Below are 13,333 nucleotides of genomic sequence, written 5' to 3'. Positions count from 1 at the left end.
CCGCCGCCTGCAACGGGCTGGTCGGCCTCAAGCCCAGCCGGGGGTTGGCGCCCTACGGCCCACAGACGGGTGAACAGCTGCTGGGCATGGCGACCCAGGGAGTCGTGTCGCGCACCGTGCGCGACAGCGCGGCGCTGCTCGACGCGATCATCGGACCCGACCCGAGCGCAGCCTACCGAGTCGCGTTGCCCGACAAAGCGTTTGGCGAACAGATCAAACTCCGCCCGCAGACGCTGAGAATCGGCTACTCGGCGCGCTCGGCGATCAACGCTCGGCCGCACCGTGAGGCCGTCGCGGCGGTCGAAAGCGCCGCGGCGCTTCTTCGCGAGCTCGGCCATCAGGTCGAGGAGGTCGCGCCGCCGTACGACGACGCTGCGCTGGGGCGTGACTTTCTGACCATCTGGTTCGGCCAGCTACACCAGCAGGTCGCCGACATCAAACAGCGAACCGGTGCGCGCGACAGCGACTTTGAGGCCGACACCTTGGCCATCGCCGAACTGGGCCGGTCGGGCGGTGTGCTGCCAGTGATCTCCGCACTGGAGAATCGGAACGACTACATCCAGTCGCTGGCCGCGTTTCACGCGAGCTACGACTTCTTCTTGACCCCTACGTTGGCCACCCCACCGATTGCGGTCGGTGCGACGACGACGTCGGCCCCGTTGCAGCGGGTGGCCCGCCTGGTCAGCCGGGTCCACGCCGGAAAACTCATGGGGCTCAGCGGAATCCTCGATGACCTCATCCAGGAGAGTCTGGGCTGGGTGCCCTATACGCAGCTGGCGAACCTCACCGGCCGCCCGGCGATCAGTGTGCCGCTGCATTGGACGGATGCCGGACTGCCGCTGGGTGTGCAGTTCGTCGGAAAGCTCGGCGCAGACGGCGATCTGCTGCAGCTCGCAGCGCAACTCGAAGAGGCGCGCCCCTGGGCCCACCGGCATCCCGCACCTGCGGACCCGAATTAGCCTGTCGTTGAGGGCTTTACGTGGTAGGCCCGGCGTCTTCGGTACCGCGCTGGCCTCGCCACAGGCTGGCGAAGCGCCGGGCGATGTCGCCGAGGCGACCACCCCCGTGTTGCGAAGCCTTGATGCGGCCGAGGGTTTCTCGTCCCTCGTTCGCGTAGTCCTTGACGGTTTCGTCGCCTTCCTCGGCGCGCATATCTGCTCTCCAATCGTGTTGGCTACTCCGGCGCCTGGCGCTCGGGTGGTTCGGACGGCGTCAAGCGCTCGGGCGGTTCTGCCGGCGTGACCCGTTCGGGCGTTTCCGTCGGCGTCAGCCGCTCCGGCGTCTCGCCGGGACTGCCCGGTTGCACCGGCTCCGAATCTGCCGGCCGCCCCGCCGGAGACGGCCTGAGGCGTGTGTCGATCATGCTCAGTCCTTCGCTCGGCTCATGGCCGCGTACCCGCCGTACCCGGGCAGCCAAACGCCCGAGGCGGTATCCGATCGGCCGCGATGACGAATCCCGGCCGCGCGCCGAAGCCACTGGATTCCCCGCTTACACTCCAACCGTGGTCAATCCGGCGCGAGCGAAACCGCTGGTCGTCGGCGCCGCCGTCGTCGTACTGCTTGCCGTCCTCGCCGCACCCGTCAAGCAGCGCTGCGGTGCGCCGGACTTTGCCTGTGCGTCGACGCTGGATAACGACGGCAACGTCCGCTACTACTACGAGATCGAACCCGTCGGCGTCTACCTCGCGGAAATCGTCACCGGCACCAACATCGCGCTCTTTTACAGCGCGGGCGAGGACCTGGTCAAAGCCCGGTAGCGACGGAGCGGTGGCGGTCTCCGGCGCCGCATCCGCTGGGTAACAAGTTCGGCTCGATCCGGGCGGCGACGTGACCGGCCCGAGACCCGCAGGAGACCGTCGCGGCGGCGGCCGCGCTGAACCTGCTGGTAGAGCCGATGGGACGAGCGCGAATCGCTCCTGGTCGGCTCGACAAACGCGCCTGCGGAGAGCCTGTGACGGGTGCTCTCGATTGGAGGCTTCACAGCAAGCTAACGCATACTTGTCACCATGCTTGAAGCGACATCGCCGCAGGGCACCGTTGTGGTGCCTGGTGATGCGCTGGGCGTGGGCAGAGGTTTGTGATGGCCCGCTCGGGCGGCGCACATCGTCGTCATCGAGCCGTCCGTCAACCCTCCCGTTTCCGCAAGGGGCTGACGCGCACCCTGGGCGCGCTCGTCTCCGTTGCCGCCGTGGGGCTCACCGGGGCGGGGTACTACGTGGCGCATGGCGCGCTGGGCGGTATCACCGTGTCGAACGCCCTGCTGCCCGACGATCCGCGTTCCAGCGGCGACAACATGAACATCCTGCTGATCGGGCTGGATTCGCGTAAAGACCAGGACGGCAACGACCTGCCCAACTCGATCCTGAAGCATCTGCACGCCGGCGATTCCGACGACGGTGGCTACAACACCAACACGATGATCCTGGTGCACGTCAGCGCCGACAACAAAGTCGTCGCCTTCTCGATCCCCCGCGACGACTGGGTGCCTTTCACGGGCGTCCCGGGTTACAACCACATCAAGATCAAAGAGGCGTACGGGCTGACCAAACAATACGTCGCCCAAAAGCTGGCCAGCCAGGGCGACAGCACGCAGAAGGAACTGGAGACCAAGGGCCGCGAGGCCGGCCGGGCGGCGACGCTGCGCGCGGTGCGAAACCTGACCGGCGTTCCCATCGACTACTTCGCCGAGATCAATCTGGCCGGTTTCTTCGATCTGGCACAGACTCTCGGCGGCGTCGATGTATGCCTGAACCACCCCGTCTACGACGAGTATTCGGGCGCGGACTTCCCCGCCGGCCGGCAACGGCTGGACGCGTCCGAGGCGCTGTCGTTCGTCAGGCAGCGGCACGGCCTGGACAACGGCGACCTGGACCGCACCCACCGGCAGCAGGCGTTCATCTCTTCGGTCATGCAGGAGCTGCAGGCCGCGGGCACCTTCACCAACATCGACAAGCTGAAGAACCTCATGGCGGTGGCGCGCAAAGACGTGGTGCTCTCGGCGGGCTGGAACGACGACATGATCCAGCGGCTCGGCGGGCTGGCCGGCGGCAACGTCGAGTTCCGGACCCTGCCGGTGGTGCGCTACGACAACATCGACGGCCAGGACGTCAACATCGTCGACCCGGCGGCGATCAAGGCCGAGGTGGCCGCGGCGATCGGCGCCGACACGCCGACGACCGCGCCGAGCACCACCGCCGTCAAACCCGATCCGTCCACCGTCGTCGACGTGGTCAACTCCGGCGCCATGAGTGGTCTGGCCACCCAGGTCTCGCGCGCGCTGAAAAAGAAGGGCTTCACGCCGGGCCAGGTGCGCGACCGCGAATCGGGCGACCCGACCACCACGACGGTGGAGTACGGCGCGGGTGCCCAGACCGATGCGCTCAGCCTGGCCGGCATGCTCGGCGTGGACGCGCCCAAACAGCCGAGTCCCGGCGTCGCGGCCGGACACATCCGGCTGACCGTGGACACCAGTTTCTCGATGCCCACCGCCGACGAGACCCAGATGGACGACACCACGAGCACCAGCTCCAGCACGACGTCGGCCAAGGCCAAGAGTTACTACTACAACGGGACGACCACGACCTATCCGACGCCCGATCAGGGGAAGCCGATCGACGGCGGCGGCGTCCCGTGCGTCAACTGACCAGGCGATCGCAACCGCGGCGGGTCGCCACCGTCAGGCGTGGGTGCCGCCGTCGATCCGGATCTCGGTACCGGTGATCCACGCGCCGTCCTCGGACACCAGCATGGCGATGACGCCGGCGATCGCGCCGGGCTCGGCCATGCCGGCACCGCTTGACTCCACCGTCGTCGGCAGGATCGGCATCAGCCGGGGAAACAGCGACCAGTCGGCGTCCTTCGGAATGTAGCCGCCGGTGGCGTCGGTGATCCCGGACTTGATGCTGCCCGGCGCCACGCATGCCGCGCGCAGACCCTGCTTGGCATATTCGAGCGCCAGCGAGTGGGTGAACGCCTGGATGCCGCCCTTGCTCGCGGCGTAGGCGGCCATGTATGGGTGGGCGAACGAGGCCGACGTCGAGCTGAAGTTCACGATCGCGCTGCGCGGATTCGCCAGCAGGGACGGTAGCGCCTCTCGGACCACCAGGAAGGTGCCGGTCAGGTTCACGCCGACGATCTGGTTCCAGAGGTCGAGGCTGGTCTCGTGGGTGTGCGCGGCCCGCAGGATGCCGGCGGCGTTCACCAGCGAGTCGAGCCCACCCAACTGCTCGACCGCCAGGCGCACGCCGTCGATCACCGACTCCTCGTTGCCGACATCCATCGGCATGGTGGTGAGCCGGTCGGCGGTGCCGGCCTCGTCGGCCTGCGCACGGGTGCGGTCCAAGCCGTCGGCGGCGACGTCCGAGGCCGCGACGGCGGCACCCTCGTCGAGCAGGCGCAGCGCGGCGGCCTGGCCGATGCCCGACGCGGCGCCCGTCACCAGGATCCGCTTGCCCTCAAGCCTTTTCACAGCGATCCTCCCGGCTCAGACCACTCCGCGCAGCGCGTCGGCGCCGTACATCTGTTCCATCATCGACGAGTAGTCCGGGCCGCGGCGCAGCATGTGTCCGCCGTCGACGTTGATGCACTGGCCGGTGATCCAGGTTGCGGCGTCGCTGAGCAGGAACATCGCCAGGTTGGCGACGTCCTCGACCTCGCCGACCCGCGGCAGCGGCGTGCAGAGTGCGTAGTCGCCGCTGATCTCGGGTGACTGGATCACGCTCGCGTCGACCAGATCGGTCCGGATCAAACCCGGTCGAATGCTGTTGACCCGCACCCACGACGGGCCGAGCTCGTCGGCGGCCAGCATCATCATGTGGTCGATCGCCGACTTGGTGACCCCGTAGGGCCCGAACCAGCGGTGGGTGTTGCTGGCCGCGATCGACGAGATCCCGACGAACGAGCCGCCACCGCCCCGCACCAACTCGCGGCTCACATGCTTGAGGACGTACATGGTGCCGTTGACGTTGAGGTCGACGGTGTTTCGCCACGCCTCCGAGTCGGTGTGGGTGATCGGGCCGACGGTCAGCGAGCCGCCCGCGCAGTGCACCGCGCCATGCAGCCGGCCGCGCCAGGCCGTCGCGGCGTCCACCGCACGGACCACCTCGTCCTCATTGGTGACATCGGCGGGCTCGTAGCGGATCGAGCCGCTCCCGGGGAGCGCCTCGATCTCCTTCACGGCCGCCGCAAGGCGATCAGCGTTGCGGCCGACGATCATGACCGAGGCCCCGCCCGCGACCAGCCCGGCGGCCACGCCCTTGCCGATCCCGCTACCGCCGCCGGTGATCAGATATGTCCGGTCTTCGAAAGACAGCTGCACGCGAGGCCCTTTCAAACTGGAACAAGTTCTAGCTATAGAAGCATGTCCGCTCGGGGCGAATATCGCTACCCCCGGTCTCGTTAGGCTTTTGCGGCGCGGCGCTACGGCGTGTCGCGGCGCGCCAGCTTCGTCGGCTTCGCGTTACGCCAGTCCTCGACGTGCGGGGGCTGGCCAACCGGCCAACGGTTCTCGTTGAACGCCGCCCAGTGGGCATGCCCCAGCAGGTGCACGTGGAACGCGTGCCGCAGCGCCTCGGTGTAGCCCATCGCGTCGGAGGCGGCGTTGACCGAATCCTTGATGAGCAGCGACGCCATCGTGGGCCGTTCGGCGATGCGTCGCGCGAATTCGAGTGTCTTCTCCTCTAATTCGTCTACAGCGAAAACCTTGGACACCATACCCAGTCGGTGCGCCTCGTCCGCGTCGATCGAATCCCCGGTCAGCAGAAGCTCTTTGGCTTTTCGTGGTCCGAATTCCCAAGGGTGGGCGTAGTATTCGACACCCGGCATTCCCAGCCGGACCGCGACGACGTCGCTGAACTTTGCGTTGTCGGCCGCGACGATGAGGTCGCACGCCCAGATCAGCATCAAGCCGGCCGATATCGCGTTCCCCTGCACCTGGGCGATGGTGATCTTGCGCAGATCGCGCCAACGGCAAGTGTTTTCGAAGAAGTAGTGCCACTCCTGGTGGTACAGCTTCTCCATGATCGGCTCGAGCGTGGCCCCGCGCGAGCGGAAGCTGGGATGCTGCCCCGGCCCCGGTGCGCGCTCGGCCAGGGCCTGCTCGGAACCCAGGTCGTGGCCGGCGGAGAAGTTTCTGCCGCGCGCCGCCAGGATCACCACGCGAACCGTGTCGTCGGCCTCGGCCCGGCCGAATGCCTCGTCGAGCTGGACCAGCAGGAGCCGACTCTGCGCGTTGTGGGCGTCGGGCCGGTTCAGCCAAATCCGGGCGATGCGGCCCTCATCGAGGGTCTCGTAGGCCACCAGCTCCGGAGAGTTGGCGTCGGCCGCGCCGGTGTCGGCTTGCTCGGAGACTGTCATTCCGCCCACCTCGTTCGTCGTTGAATTGGCCTTGTTTACACATTACGGCCAGTGTGTAACCGGGTCCGCGCTGGGGTGATCGGCCGACGGGCCTACCGTCCGGCGCTCTCGGGCCGCCGGGGCAGCGGCAGCAGGCGGTGGTCGCGGGTGAACACCAGCCGGACGATGCCCATCGCGACGACCACGGTGGTGGCGGCAACCGAACCCAGGATCAAGAACATCACCACGGCCTGCACCAGCACGGCCTGCAACGGCGGCACCCCCGCGAGGATGAGACCGGTCATCGCGCCCGGCAGGAACACCAGGCCGGTGGCCTTGGTCGTCTCGATCTGCGGAGATATGGCCGAGCGCAAGGCGATTCGCAGATACGGTGACGCGGCCTGCCGCGACGGCTGACCCAGCGCGAGGCGGGCTTCGACCTCGTCGCGCTTGTCGCGCAGCTCGTCGACCAGCCGCCGAGCCACCAGCACCATGGCGGTCATCGAGTTGCCGATCATCATCCCGGCGATCGGCACCAGGGTGCGGCCCTGCAGCGGGAACACCCGCAGGCCGAAGATCACCCCCAGCGTCACCAGCGCCGCGCCGGCGAACGCGGCCACGGCCAGCGGCGCAAAGCGCGGCACCTCCGGCGCCCGGCGGCGGGCGACATCCCCGGCGTAGGCCACCATCCCGGCAACCCAGGCCCACGACCACCACAGCGACCGGCCCGGTTCGAACAGCAGCGTCAGCGCCCCGCCCACGAGCAGCAGCTGCACCAGCGCGCGGGCCGCGGCCCACAGCAGCTGCCGCTCCAAACCCAGTCGCCGCCACAGCGAAATCCCGGCCGCGAAGGCCACCAGGACCAGCGACGTCGCCAGGCCCACCCAGCCGACCGGACCGTTCATGACGCGACCGAGCCATCGCCGGGATTGGCGGCGACGGGGCCCAGCCCCACGCTGCGGCCGAACTCCAGGCGCAAGACCCGGTCGGCCGCGCGTCGCACCTGCGCCACGTTATGGGTGACCCACAGGACCGGGGTCCCGTCGGCGGCCAGTTCGCGCACCGCGCGCTCGATGACCTCGGCGGCCTCGGTGTCGACCGCGGAGGTGGGTTCGTCCAGCAGCAGCACCTGCGGCCGCGCCATCAGGGTGCGAGCCAGGCACACGCGTTGCGCTTCGCCGCCCGAGAGCTCGGCCACGTCACGCCCCAACCACGACCCCGTCAGCGCCACCCGAGCCAGCGTCTCCCGCATCCGCGCGTCGGTCGCGTCCGGGTCGGCGGCCCGCAGGTTGTCGGCGACCGTGCCGGGAAAGGGAGTCGGACGCTGAAAGCACATGCCCACCCGGCGGCGCAGCGACAGCGGGTCGAGGCCGGTGATGTCCGACCCGTAGAACGAGGCCCGCCCACTCGTCGGCAGCTCCAGCCGGTTGCACAGCCGAAGCAGGGTCGATTTGCCGGCGCCCGACGGTCCACACACGGCCGTCACACCGTGACCCGGAATGGCGGCGGTCAGCCCGTCGAGAGCGCGCACGCCCTGGCGCTCCACGACGACATCGAAAAACTCGAACACCCTGTCGCTATCGGCGTCCTGATCGACCACCTGCTTATGGTGCATCACCGGGGCGCGCAGTCCATGGTCTCTTCGCGAGCGGCGCGGCGAATCCGTGCAAACCAGCCATAACCGCTCCTAGAGCCCGTTAGCTGGTGAGACGGCCTGCGACCGGTCATCCGCGTCGCCTACAGTTAAGTCATGCCTACAAAATCTGATCCCGGCGAAATCGGCGATGTCGAGCCGGTGGCCGACGACACTGCGAGCCAGGCCAGGCGGGTCGTCGCGGCGTACGCCAACGACGCCGACGAATGCCGGGTCTTTCTGTCCATGCTGGGTATTGGACCTGCGAAACTCGACGCGTAAATGTCTCCCGGGGGAGGGCGAAGCTCGAAGGCAGCCGATTTCGGGAATTCCGACTTCGTCGTAGTCGCCAACCGCCTGCCGGTGGACCAGGAGCGCCTGCCCGACGGCAGCACCGCGTGGAAACGCAGCCCCGGGGGACTGGTCACCGCCCTCGAGCCGCTGCTGCGTCGCCAGCGTGGGGCGTGGGTCGGCTGGCCTGGAACCATCGACGAGGACACCGACCAGGATGCCGAGCCCATCGTCCAGGAAGACCTGGAGCTTCGACCGGTCAAGCTGAGCGCCGACGACGTCGCCGAATACTACGAGGGTTTCTCGAACGCCACCCTGTGGCCGCTGTATCACGACGTCATCGTCAAGCCGATCTACCACCGCGAATGGTGGGAACGCTACGTCGCCGTCAACCGCCGCTTCGCCGAAGCCACCTCGCGCGCCGCCGCGAAAGGCGCGACGGTCTGGGTGCAGGACTACCAGCTGCAGCTGGTCCCCAAAATGCTGCGCGAACTGCGGCCCGACCTGACCATCGGTTTCTTCCTGCACATCCCCTTCCCGCCGGTCGAGCTGTTCATGCAGATGCCCTGGCGGACCGAGATCGTCGAGGGGCTGCTCGGAGCCGACCTGGTCGGATTCCATTTGCCCGGCGGTGCACAGAACTTCCTGTTCCTGGCCCGACGGCTGACCGGGGCCAACACCTCACGCGGAGCGGTGGGAGTGCGCTCACGGTACGGCGAGGTGGAACTCGAGTCCCGGGTGGTCCGGGTGGGCGCCTTCCCCATCTCCATCGACTCCAGTTCCCTCGACCAGGCGGCCCGTCATCGCGACATCAAGCGGCGCGCCCGCGAGATCCGGGCCGAGCTGGGCAACCCCCGCAAGGTGCTGCTCGGCGTCGACCGGCTCGATTACACCAAGGGCATCGACGTTCGGCTGAAGGCCTTTTCGGAGTTGCTCGCCGAAGGCCGCGCCAAACGCGACGACACGGTGCTGATACAGCTCGCGACACCAAGCCGCGAACGGGTGGACAGTTATCAGCACCTGCGCAACGACATCGAACGCCAGGTCGGCCACATCAACGGGGAGTACGGCGAAGTCGGGCATCCGGTGGTGCACTACCTGCACCGCCCGGTCCCGCGCGACGAACTCATCGCGTTCTTCGTCGCCGCCAACGTCATGCTCGTCACCCCGCTGCGCGACGGGATGAACCTGGTGGCCAAGGAGTATGTCGCCTGCCGCAGCGATCTCGGCGGTGCGCTCGTCCTGTCCGAATTCACCGGCGCCGCAGCCGAACTCCGGCAGGCGTATCTGGTCAACCCGCACGACACCGAAGGCGTCAAGGACACGATCGAGGCCGCGCTGAACCAATCCGCCGAAGACGGGCGCCGCCGGATGCGGTCACTGCGCCGCCAAGTTCTCGCTCACGACGTCGACCGCTGGGCGCGCTCGTTCCTCGATGCGCTCGCCGAATCCCGGCCCCATGCCGCCGATTAGCCCGCACACGCAAGAACCCATGGTGTTGGCGCCCAAACGCTGTGATACTCAGATGCAGCGTCGAGCGTGAAGGAGAGGGAATCACATGAAGCTCCGTCACGGGATGGCCGCCGGTGCCGGCATCTGCACGGCGATCGCGGCGGGAATCGCGCTGCAATCCGGTGAACCGGCGAAAGCGGTCGGACCGCCGGCGGACGGCACCTACAACTTCAACGAGGCGGGCGTGTCCGGGGTTACCTGGACCATCTCGGCGCTTTGCGATCAGCCCTCGGGCACCCGGAACATGAACGACTACAACGACCCGATCGTGTTCGCGATGAACTGCGCGCTGAACATCGTGAGTTCGACCCCCGAGCAGATCAGCGCCGCGGACAAGCTGCAGAACTTCAGCGGCCGGGCCCGGATGTCCAGCATGCTATGGACTTTCAAGGTCGACAAGGCCGACGGTGTCGCATGCCCGGGCGGTGGCACCGGACCCACCACGGAAACCTTCGCATTCAGCGACGAAACGATGAGCGGCACCCACACCACCATGCACGGCGCCGTGTGCGGCTTGCAGCCGGGCATGAAGAAGGAACCGTTCTCGCTGACGATGGTCGGTCCGCCACCCAGCCCGATCAATCGTTATCCGTTGTACTGCAATGGCATTGCGATGTGCTACTGACCTCGACCCGTCGGGCCTAGATCGGCGTGATGTAGGCGATCAGCCATTGCTTGCCGACCTTCTTGAAGTCCACCCGCAACCGGCTGCCGTCATACAACGGCTGGCGTGACTTGTCCGTCACGGTCCGGTTCATGAAGACCATCACCGATGCCGATTCCCGTTTGGCCGACATGACCCCCACGCCAACGACATTGGCCTGCACCACCACTTCGCGCTTCTTGGCCTCGGGGATGATCTGGTTGTTGGCGCTCTTCTGGAACTCTGCGCGGTAGTCGGGGGTCAACAACGGATACGCCGCCGACAGGCTCCGCTCGACGGTCTGGTAGTCGTACGCGAAGACCTCGGGAATCTCCTTGGCCGCCAACCCAGGCAGCACGGCGCGCGCCGCCTGTTCGCCGCGAGTCTGCACCCGGTCCCAGTACATCCAGCCGGCCACCGCCGACAGCCCGACGAACGCCACGGCCACGAGGTAACCCGCGATGACCAGCAGCCGGCGCCGCCATCGCATCAATTACCCCCGTCTGGATATTTCAAGTCGTAGCCGGTCATCTTCCCGGCATCGTCTTCGTGCACGATGACGCGCAAGCGATACGGCATCGACGGCTTGTTCACCCCGTCGATGTCGGCGACGGTGACGCGCACCGACACCAGCACCGACGCGTTATCGGTAACGGTGTCAACGCCTTCCAGCGCCGCGCCGTTGATGACGGCCTCCGACGTCGCATTGGTCGAGCGGAACAGCCCCTTGAGGTTCTCGACATTGTTGTTCGCACCGAGCATGCCGCGCAGCGGACCGCTGGTGCCGTTGACGAAGCGGTTCACGCTCTCGTCGATGTTGTCCTGCTTGTAGCTGAACATGTTGACCACCGTCTGGGTGGCGGTGTCGACGAAACGCTGTTCGCGCGCCTGCGCCGCGGTGGCGTGACGCTGCTGGGTCCACATGTATGCCAGGCCGGCGGCCAGCGCCCCGATCGCCAACACCGCCGCCGCGAACGAGATCCAGCCGACCAGGACACGATGCGGCTGCCGACGTGGCGGCGGCTTGATGGACTTCAAGGCCCGGACGGGTTTCGCCGACTGCTTCGGCGCGGTGGGCGCCTCGGTCTGGACCGTCGCGTCCTGCGCCGGCCCGCCCTTGGCCGGACCTGCCGCACGCGAAGCCCGTCGACGAACGCGCGGCGTGGTTGCCGGTTCGTCTGCCACGGCAGGGTCCATTACATCGGCCTTGGATCAAGCATGAGGTCCACCCAGTTCTCGGCGCCTGAGGTGCCAGTTGCGCCGGCCGCGAAGATACCAGTGCCGCCGGCCGGATCGATAAACGCGCCGGTCTTCTGGTCATACGTGGCGTAGGCAGGTCCGCTGGCCTGCGGTTGTCCGCCGGGCGGCGGCCCCCACGGCTTCTCCGGTCCGGGGCCGGCCGGCGGCGGGCTGATGCCCTCCGGTGCCGGGGGCGGGGGCAGCCACTTCGGGTACGGAAGCTGGGGCGGCACGGGGGGAACCCCGGGCGGCTGCCAGGACGTGAACGGCGGTGGCGGCCCGTTGTTGTTGGGCGGCGGCGGGTCGAATGCCGGCTGTTTGTTCGGCAACGGCCCCGGCCCGGGCGTCACGCCCGGGGGCGGCGGCCCGACGATGGGCGTGCCCGGGTCGGGCTCGGCGCCGGGCGGGATGTACGGGAAGTGGTTGGGCGGCAAGACGTTCAAGCCGTTGGTCACCGGCGTGTCGTACGGCACCGGCGGCCCGCGCCACGGGTTGCGGCCGATCGGCACAAAGCCCTTCGGGTCGCGACACAGCTGGATCGTCGGGGCGCGCTTTCCGGGGAATTCCTGGCACGGATAGTTGCGCGCGCCGCGCACGGTGCTCGGATCGTTCTGCGCCGTCTTGCAGTACATGTCCCTCGGCAGCTCGCGCACCGTCTCGTCGGCCGGGGTGCGCATCAGCGGCGGCGGCAGGAAGCCGACGGCGCACGGCGGCGGGTCGTTGAGGTCGAGCTTGAAGTCCAGCTTGGCGCCTTCGTCCTGCGGCCCACCGCCCGCTGCGGTGGTGATCGCGGCGAACAGCGCCGGCAAGACGACCAGCAGTTGCTCGATCGACTTGTGGTAGATGACGCCGACCCGGCCGAGGTTGGCCAGGCTGGCGGCCAGGGCCGGGAAGGAGGGGCGGATGCCCGAGAACGCGGTGCTGGCCTCGTCGGTGGCGCCGGGCGCGGTCGCCAGGGTGTCGCGGAGCTGCGGGTCGGCTTGACGCACCTCGGAGGTGAACCGCGCCAACCCGTCGGACAGCGACTTGATGTCACCGCCGGCACGAATCTGCGCCTGCAGGAACGGGCCGGCCTGATCGATCAACTGCGAGACCTGCGGATAGTTGGCGTTGGCCTCGTCCACCAGCAGCCGGGCGGACTCGAAGAGCCGGGCCAGCTCCGGACCTGAGCCGTTGGCCGCGATGAACGTCTCGTGCAGCAGCTCACGCAACCGGGTGTCGCCCAGGCTGTTGACCAAGGTTTCCGAGCGCTTCAGCAGCTCGGCGACGTCGCGGCCGATCCGGGTGTTCTGCCGCTCGATGCGAGATCCGTTGTGCAGCTTGCTGGTTGCAGGCGACCCGGGCGGCACCAGGTCGATGTACTGCTCGCCGACCGCCGACACACTCTTGACCGTCGCGGTGACGTTCGACGGGATGGCGGTGCCACTGTTCAGCCGCATGCCGGCGATGACGCCGTTGGGGCTCAGGCCCACCGACTCGACGCGGCCGACGGCCACGCCGCGGTAGGTGACGTTGGCGTTCTTGTACAGGCCGCCGCCGGCGACGAAATCGGCGCTCACGCCATAGGTTCCGATGCCGAACGTCGCGGGCAACCGCAGATAGAAGATGGCCATCACGGTCAGGGTGATGGCAGTGATCACCGCGAAGATCGCCAGCTGGATCTTGGTCAGTCTGTCGTGCAT

General features: G+C 68.0%; 16 protein-coding genes. 6 read left to right on the top strand and 10 right to left on the bottom strand.

The annotated features are described in order from the left end of the window. A partial coding sequence (locus AC5Y4T_RS18605; RefSeq protein WP_499954746.1) for an amidase occupies window positions 1-959 on the top strand: 959 nt, incomplete at its 5' end. Between the two features lie 16 nt (window positions 960-975). Here AC5Y4T_RS18605 and AC5Y4T_RS18600 read toward each other — a convergent pair. Next, window positions 976-1,152, bottom strand: coding sequence for a hypothetical protein (locus AC5Y4T_RS18600; RefSeq protein WP_499916824.1), 177 nt, complete (start codon window positions 1,150-1,152; stop codon window positions 976-978). 22 nt (window positions 1,153-1,174) lie between these two features. Then, complete coding sequence (locus tag AC5Y4T_RS18595) at window positions 1,175-1,363, bottom strand: hypothetical protein (RefSeq protein WP_499954744.1); 189 nt, start codon at window positions 1,361-1,363, stop codon at window positions 1,175-1,177. Between the two features lie 139 nt (window positions 1,364-1,502). Between AC5Y4T_RS18595 and AC5Y4T_RS18590 the strand changes: the two genes are divergently transcribed. Together AC5Y4T_RS18590 and AC5Y4T_RS18585 are read left to right on the top strand one after the other, a co-directional pair. Continuing rightward, window positions 1,503-1,757, top strand: coding sequence for a hypothetical protein (locus AC5Y4T_RS18590; RefSeq protein WP_499916825.1), 255 nt, complete (start codon window positions 1,503-1,505; stop codon window positions 1,755-1,757). 323 nt (window positions 1,758-2,080) lie between these two features. Beyond that, window positions 2,081-3,643 (top strand): LCP family protein, encoded by a 1,563-nt coding sequence (locus AC5Y4T_RS18585; RefSeq protein ID WP_499916826.1) that lies wholly within the window; start codon window positions 2,081-2,083, stop codon window positions 3,641-3,643. 33 nt (window positions 3,644-3,676) lie between these two features. On the opposite strand, the gene AC5Y4T_RS18580 is transcribed toward AC5Y4T_RS18585, so the two are convergent. From AC5Y4T_RS18580 to AC5Y4T_RS18560, 5 genes are all read right to left on the bottom strand, one after another. After that, the gene (locus tag AC5Y4T_RS18580) at window positions 3,677-4,468 is read right to left on the bottom strand and encodes an SDR family NAD(P)-dependent oxidoreductase (protein WP_499954742.1); all 792 of its coding nucleotides are present in this window, start codon (window positions 4,466-4,468) and stop codon (window positions 3,677-3,679) included. A 15-nt stretch (window positions 4,469-4,483) separates the two neighbouring features. Further along, a complete protein-coding gene (locus AC5Y4T_RS18575; protein WP_499947497.1) occupies window positions 4,484-5,317 on the bottom strand; it encodes an SDR family oxidoreductase in 834 nt (277 codons plus the stop codon). Window positions 5,318-5,418: 101 nt separating this feature from the next. Further along, complete coding sequence (locus AC5Y4T_RS18570; protein ID WP_499916830.1) at window positions 5,419-6,354, bottom strand: enoyl-CoA hydratase; 936 nt, start codon at window positions 6,352-6,354, stop codon at window positions 5,419-5,421. Window positions 6,355-6,446: 92 nt separating this feature from the next. Beyond that, the gene (locus AC5Y4T_RS18565) at window positions 6,447-7,238 is read right to left on the bottom strand and encodes an ABC transporter permease (protein ID WP_499947496.1); all 792 of its coding nucleotides are present in this window, start codon (window positions 7,236-7,238) and stop codon (window positions 6,447-6,449) included. Continuing rightward, a complete protein-coding gene (locus AC5Y4T_RS18560) occupies window positions 7,235-7,933 on the bottom strand; it encodes an ABC transporter ATP-binding protein (protein ID WP_499954740.1) in 699 nt (232 codons plus the stop codon). The genes AC5Y4T_RS18565 and AC5Y4T_RS18560 overlap by 4 nt, the downstream gene beginning before the upstream one ends. A 150-nt stretch (window positions 7,934-8,083) precedes the next feature. Here AC5Y4T_RS18560 and AC5Y4T_RS18555 point away from each other — a divergent pair, with 150 nt between their 5' ends. The 3 genes from AC5Y4T_RS18555 (at window position 8,084) to AC5Y4T_RS18545 (ending at window position 10,394) form a co-directional block, all read left to right on the top strand. Continuing rightward, a complete protein-coding gene (locus AC5Y4T_RS18555) occupies window positions 8,084-8,248 on the top strand; it encodes a hypothetical protein (RefSeq protein WP_007772513.1) in 165 nt (54 codons plus the stop codon). Then, window positions 8,249-9,730 carry an alpha,alpha-trehalose-phosphate synthase (UDP-forming) gene (locus AC5Y4T_RS18550; RefSeq protein WP_499954738.1) on the top strand — a complete coding sequence of 494 codons (1,482 nt, stop codon included), beginning with the start codon at window positions 8,249-8,251 and terminating at the stop codon, window positions 9,728-9,730. 85 nt (window positions 9,731-9,815) lie between these two features. Continuing rightward, the gene (locus tag AC5Y4T_RS18545; RefSeq protein WP_499954736.1) at window positions 9,816-10,394 is read left to right on the top strand and encodes a hypothetical protein; all 579 of its coding nucleotides are present in this window, start codon (window positions 9,816-9,818) and stop codon (window positions 10,392-10,394) included. Window positions 10,395-10,410: 16 nt separating this feature from the next. Here AC5Y4T_RS18545 and AC5Y4T_RS18540 read toward each other — a convergent pair whose 3' ends face one another. Genes AC5Y4T_RS18540 through AC5Y4T_RS18530 form a run of 3 tightly spaced genes read right to left on the bottom strand, consistent with a single transcriptional unit; the run spans window position 10,411 to window position 13,333 of the window. After that, complete coding sequence (locus AC5Y4T_RS18540; RefSeq protein WP_499954734.1) at window positions 10,411-10,902, bottom strand: Rv1363c family protein; 492 nt, start codon at window positions 10,900-10,902, stop codon at window positions 10,411-10,413. Then, on the bottom strand, window positions 10,902-11,609 hold the full coding sequence (locus AC5Y4T_RS18535; protein WP_499954732.1) for an Rv1363c family protein: 708 nt from the start codon (window positions 11,607-11,609) through the stop codon (window positions 10,902-10,904). The genes AC5Y4T_RS18540 and AC5Y4T_RS18535 overlap by 1 nt, the downstream gene beginning before the upstream one ends. Continuing rightward, complete coding sequence (locus AC5Y4T_RS18530; protein WP_499916843.1) at window positions 11,609-13,333, bottom strand: virulence factor Mce family protein; 1,725 nt, start codon at window positions 13,331-13,333, stop codon at window positions 11,609-11,611. The genes AC5Y4T_RS18535 and AC5Y4T_RS18530 overlap by 1 nt, the downstream gene beginning before the upstream one ends.

It is taken from the genome of Mycobacterium sp. NGS11 (genome assembly GCF_059813315.1).
The sequence above is the reverse complement of the archived record's forward strand: the minus strand, read 5'-3'. Positions and strand labels throughout refer to the sequence as shown.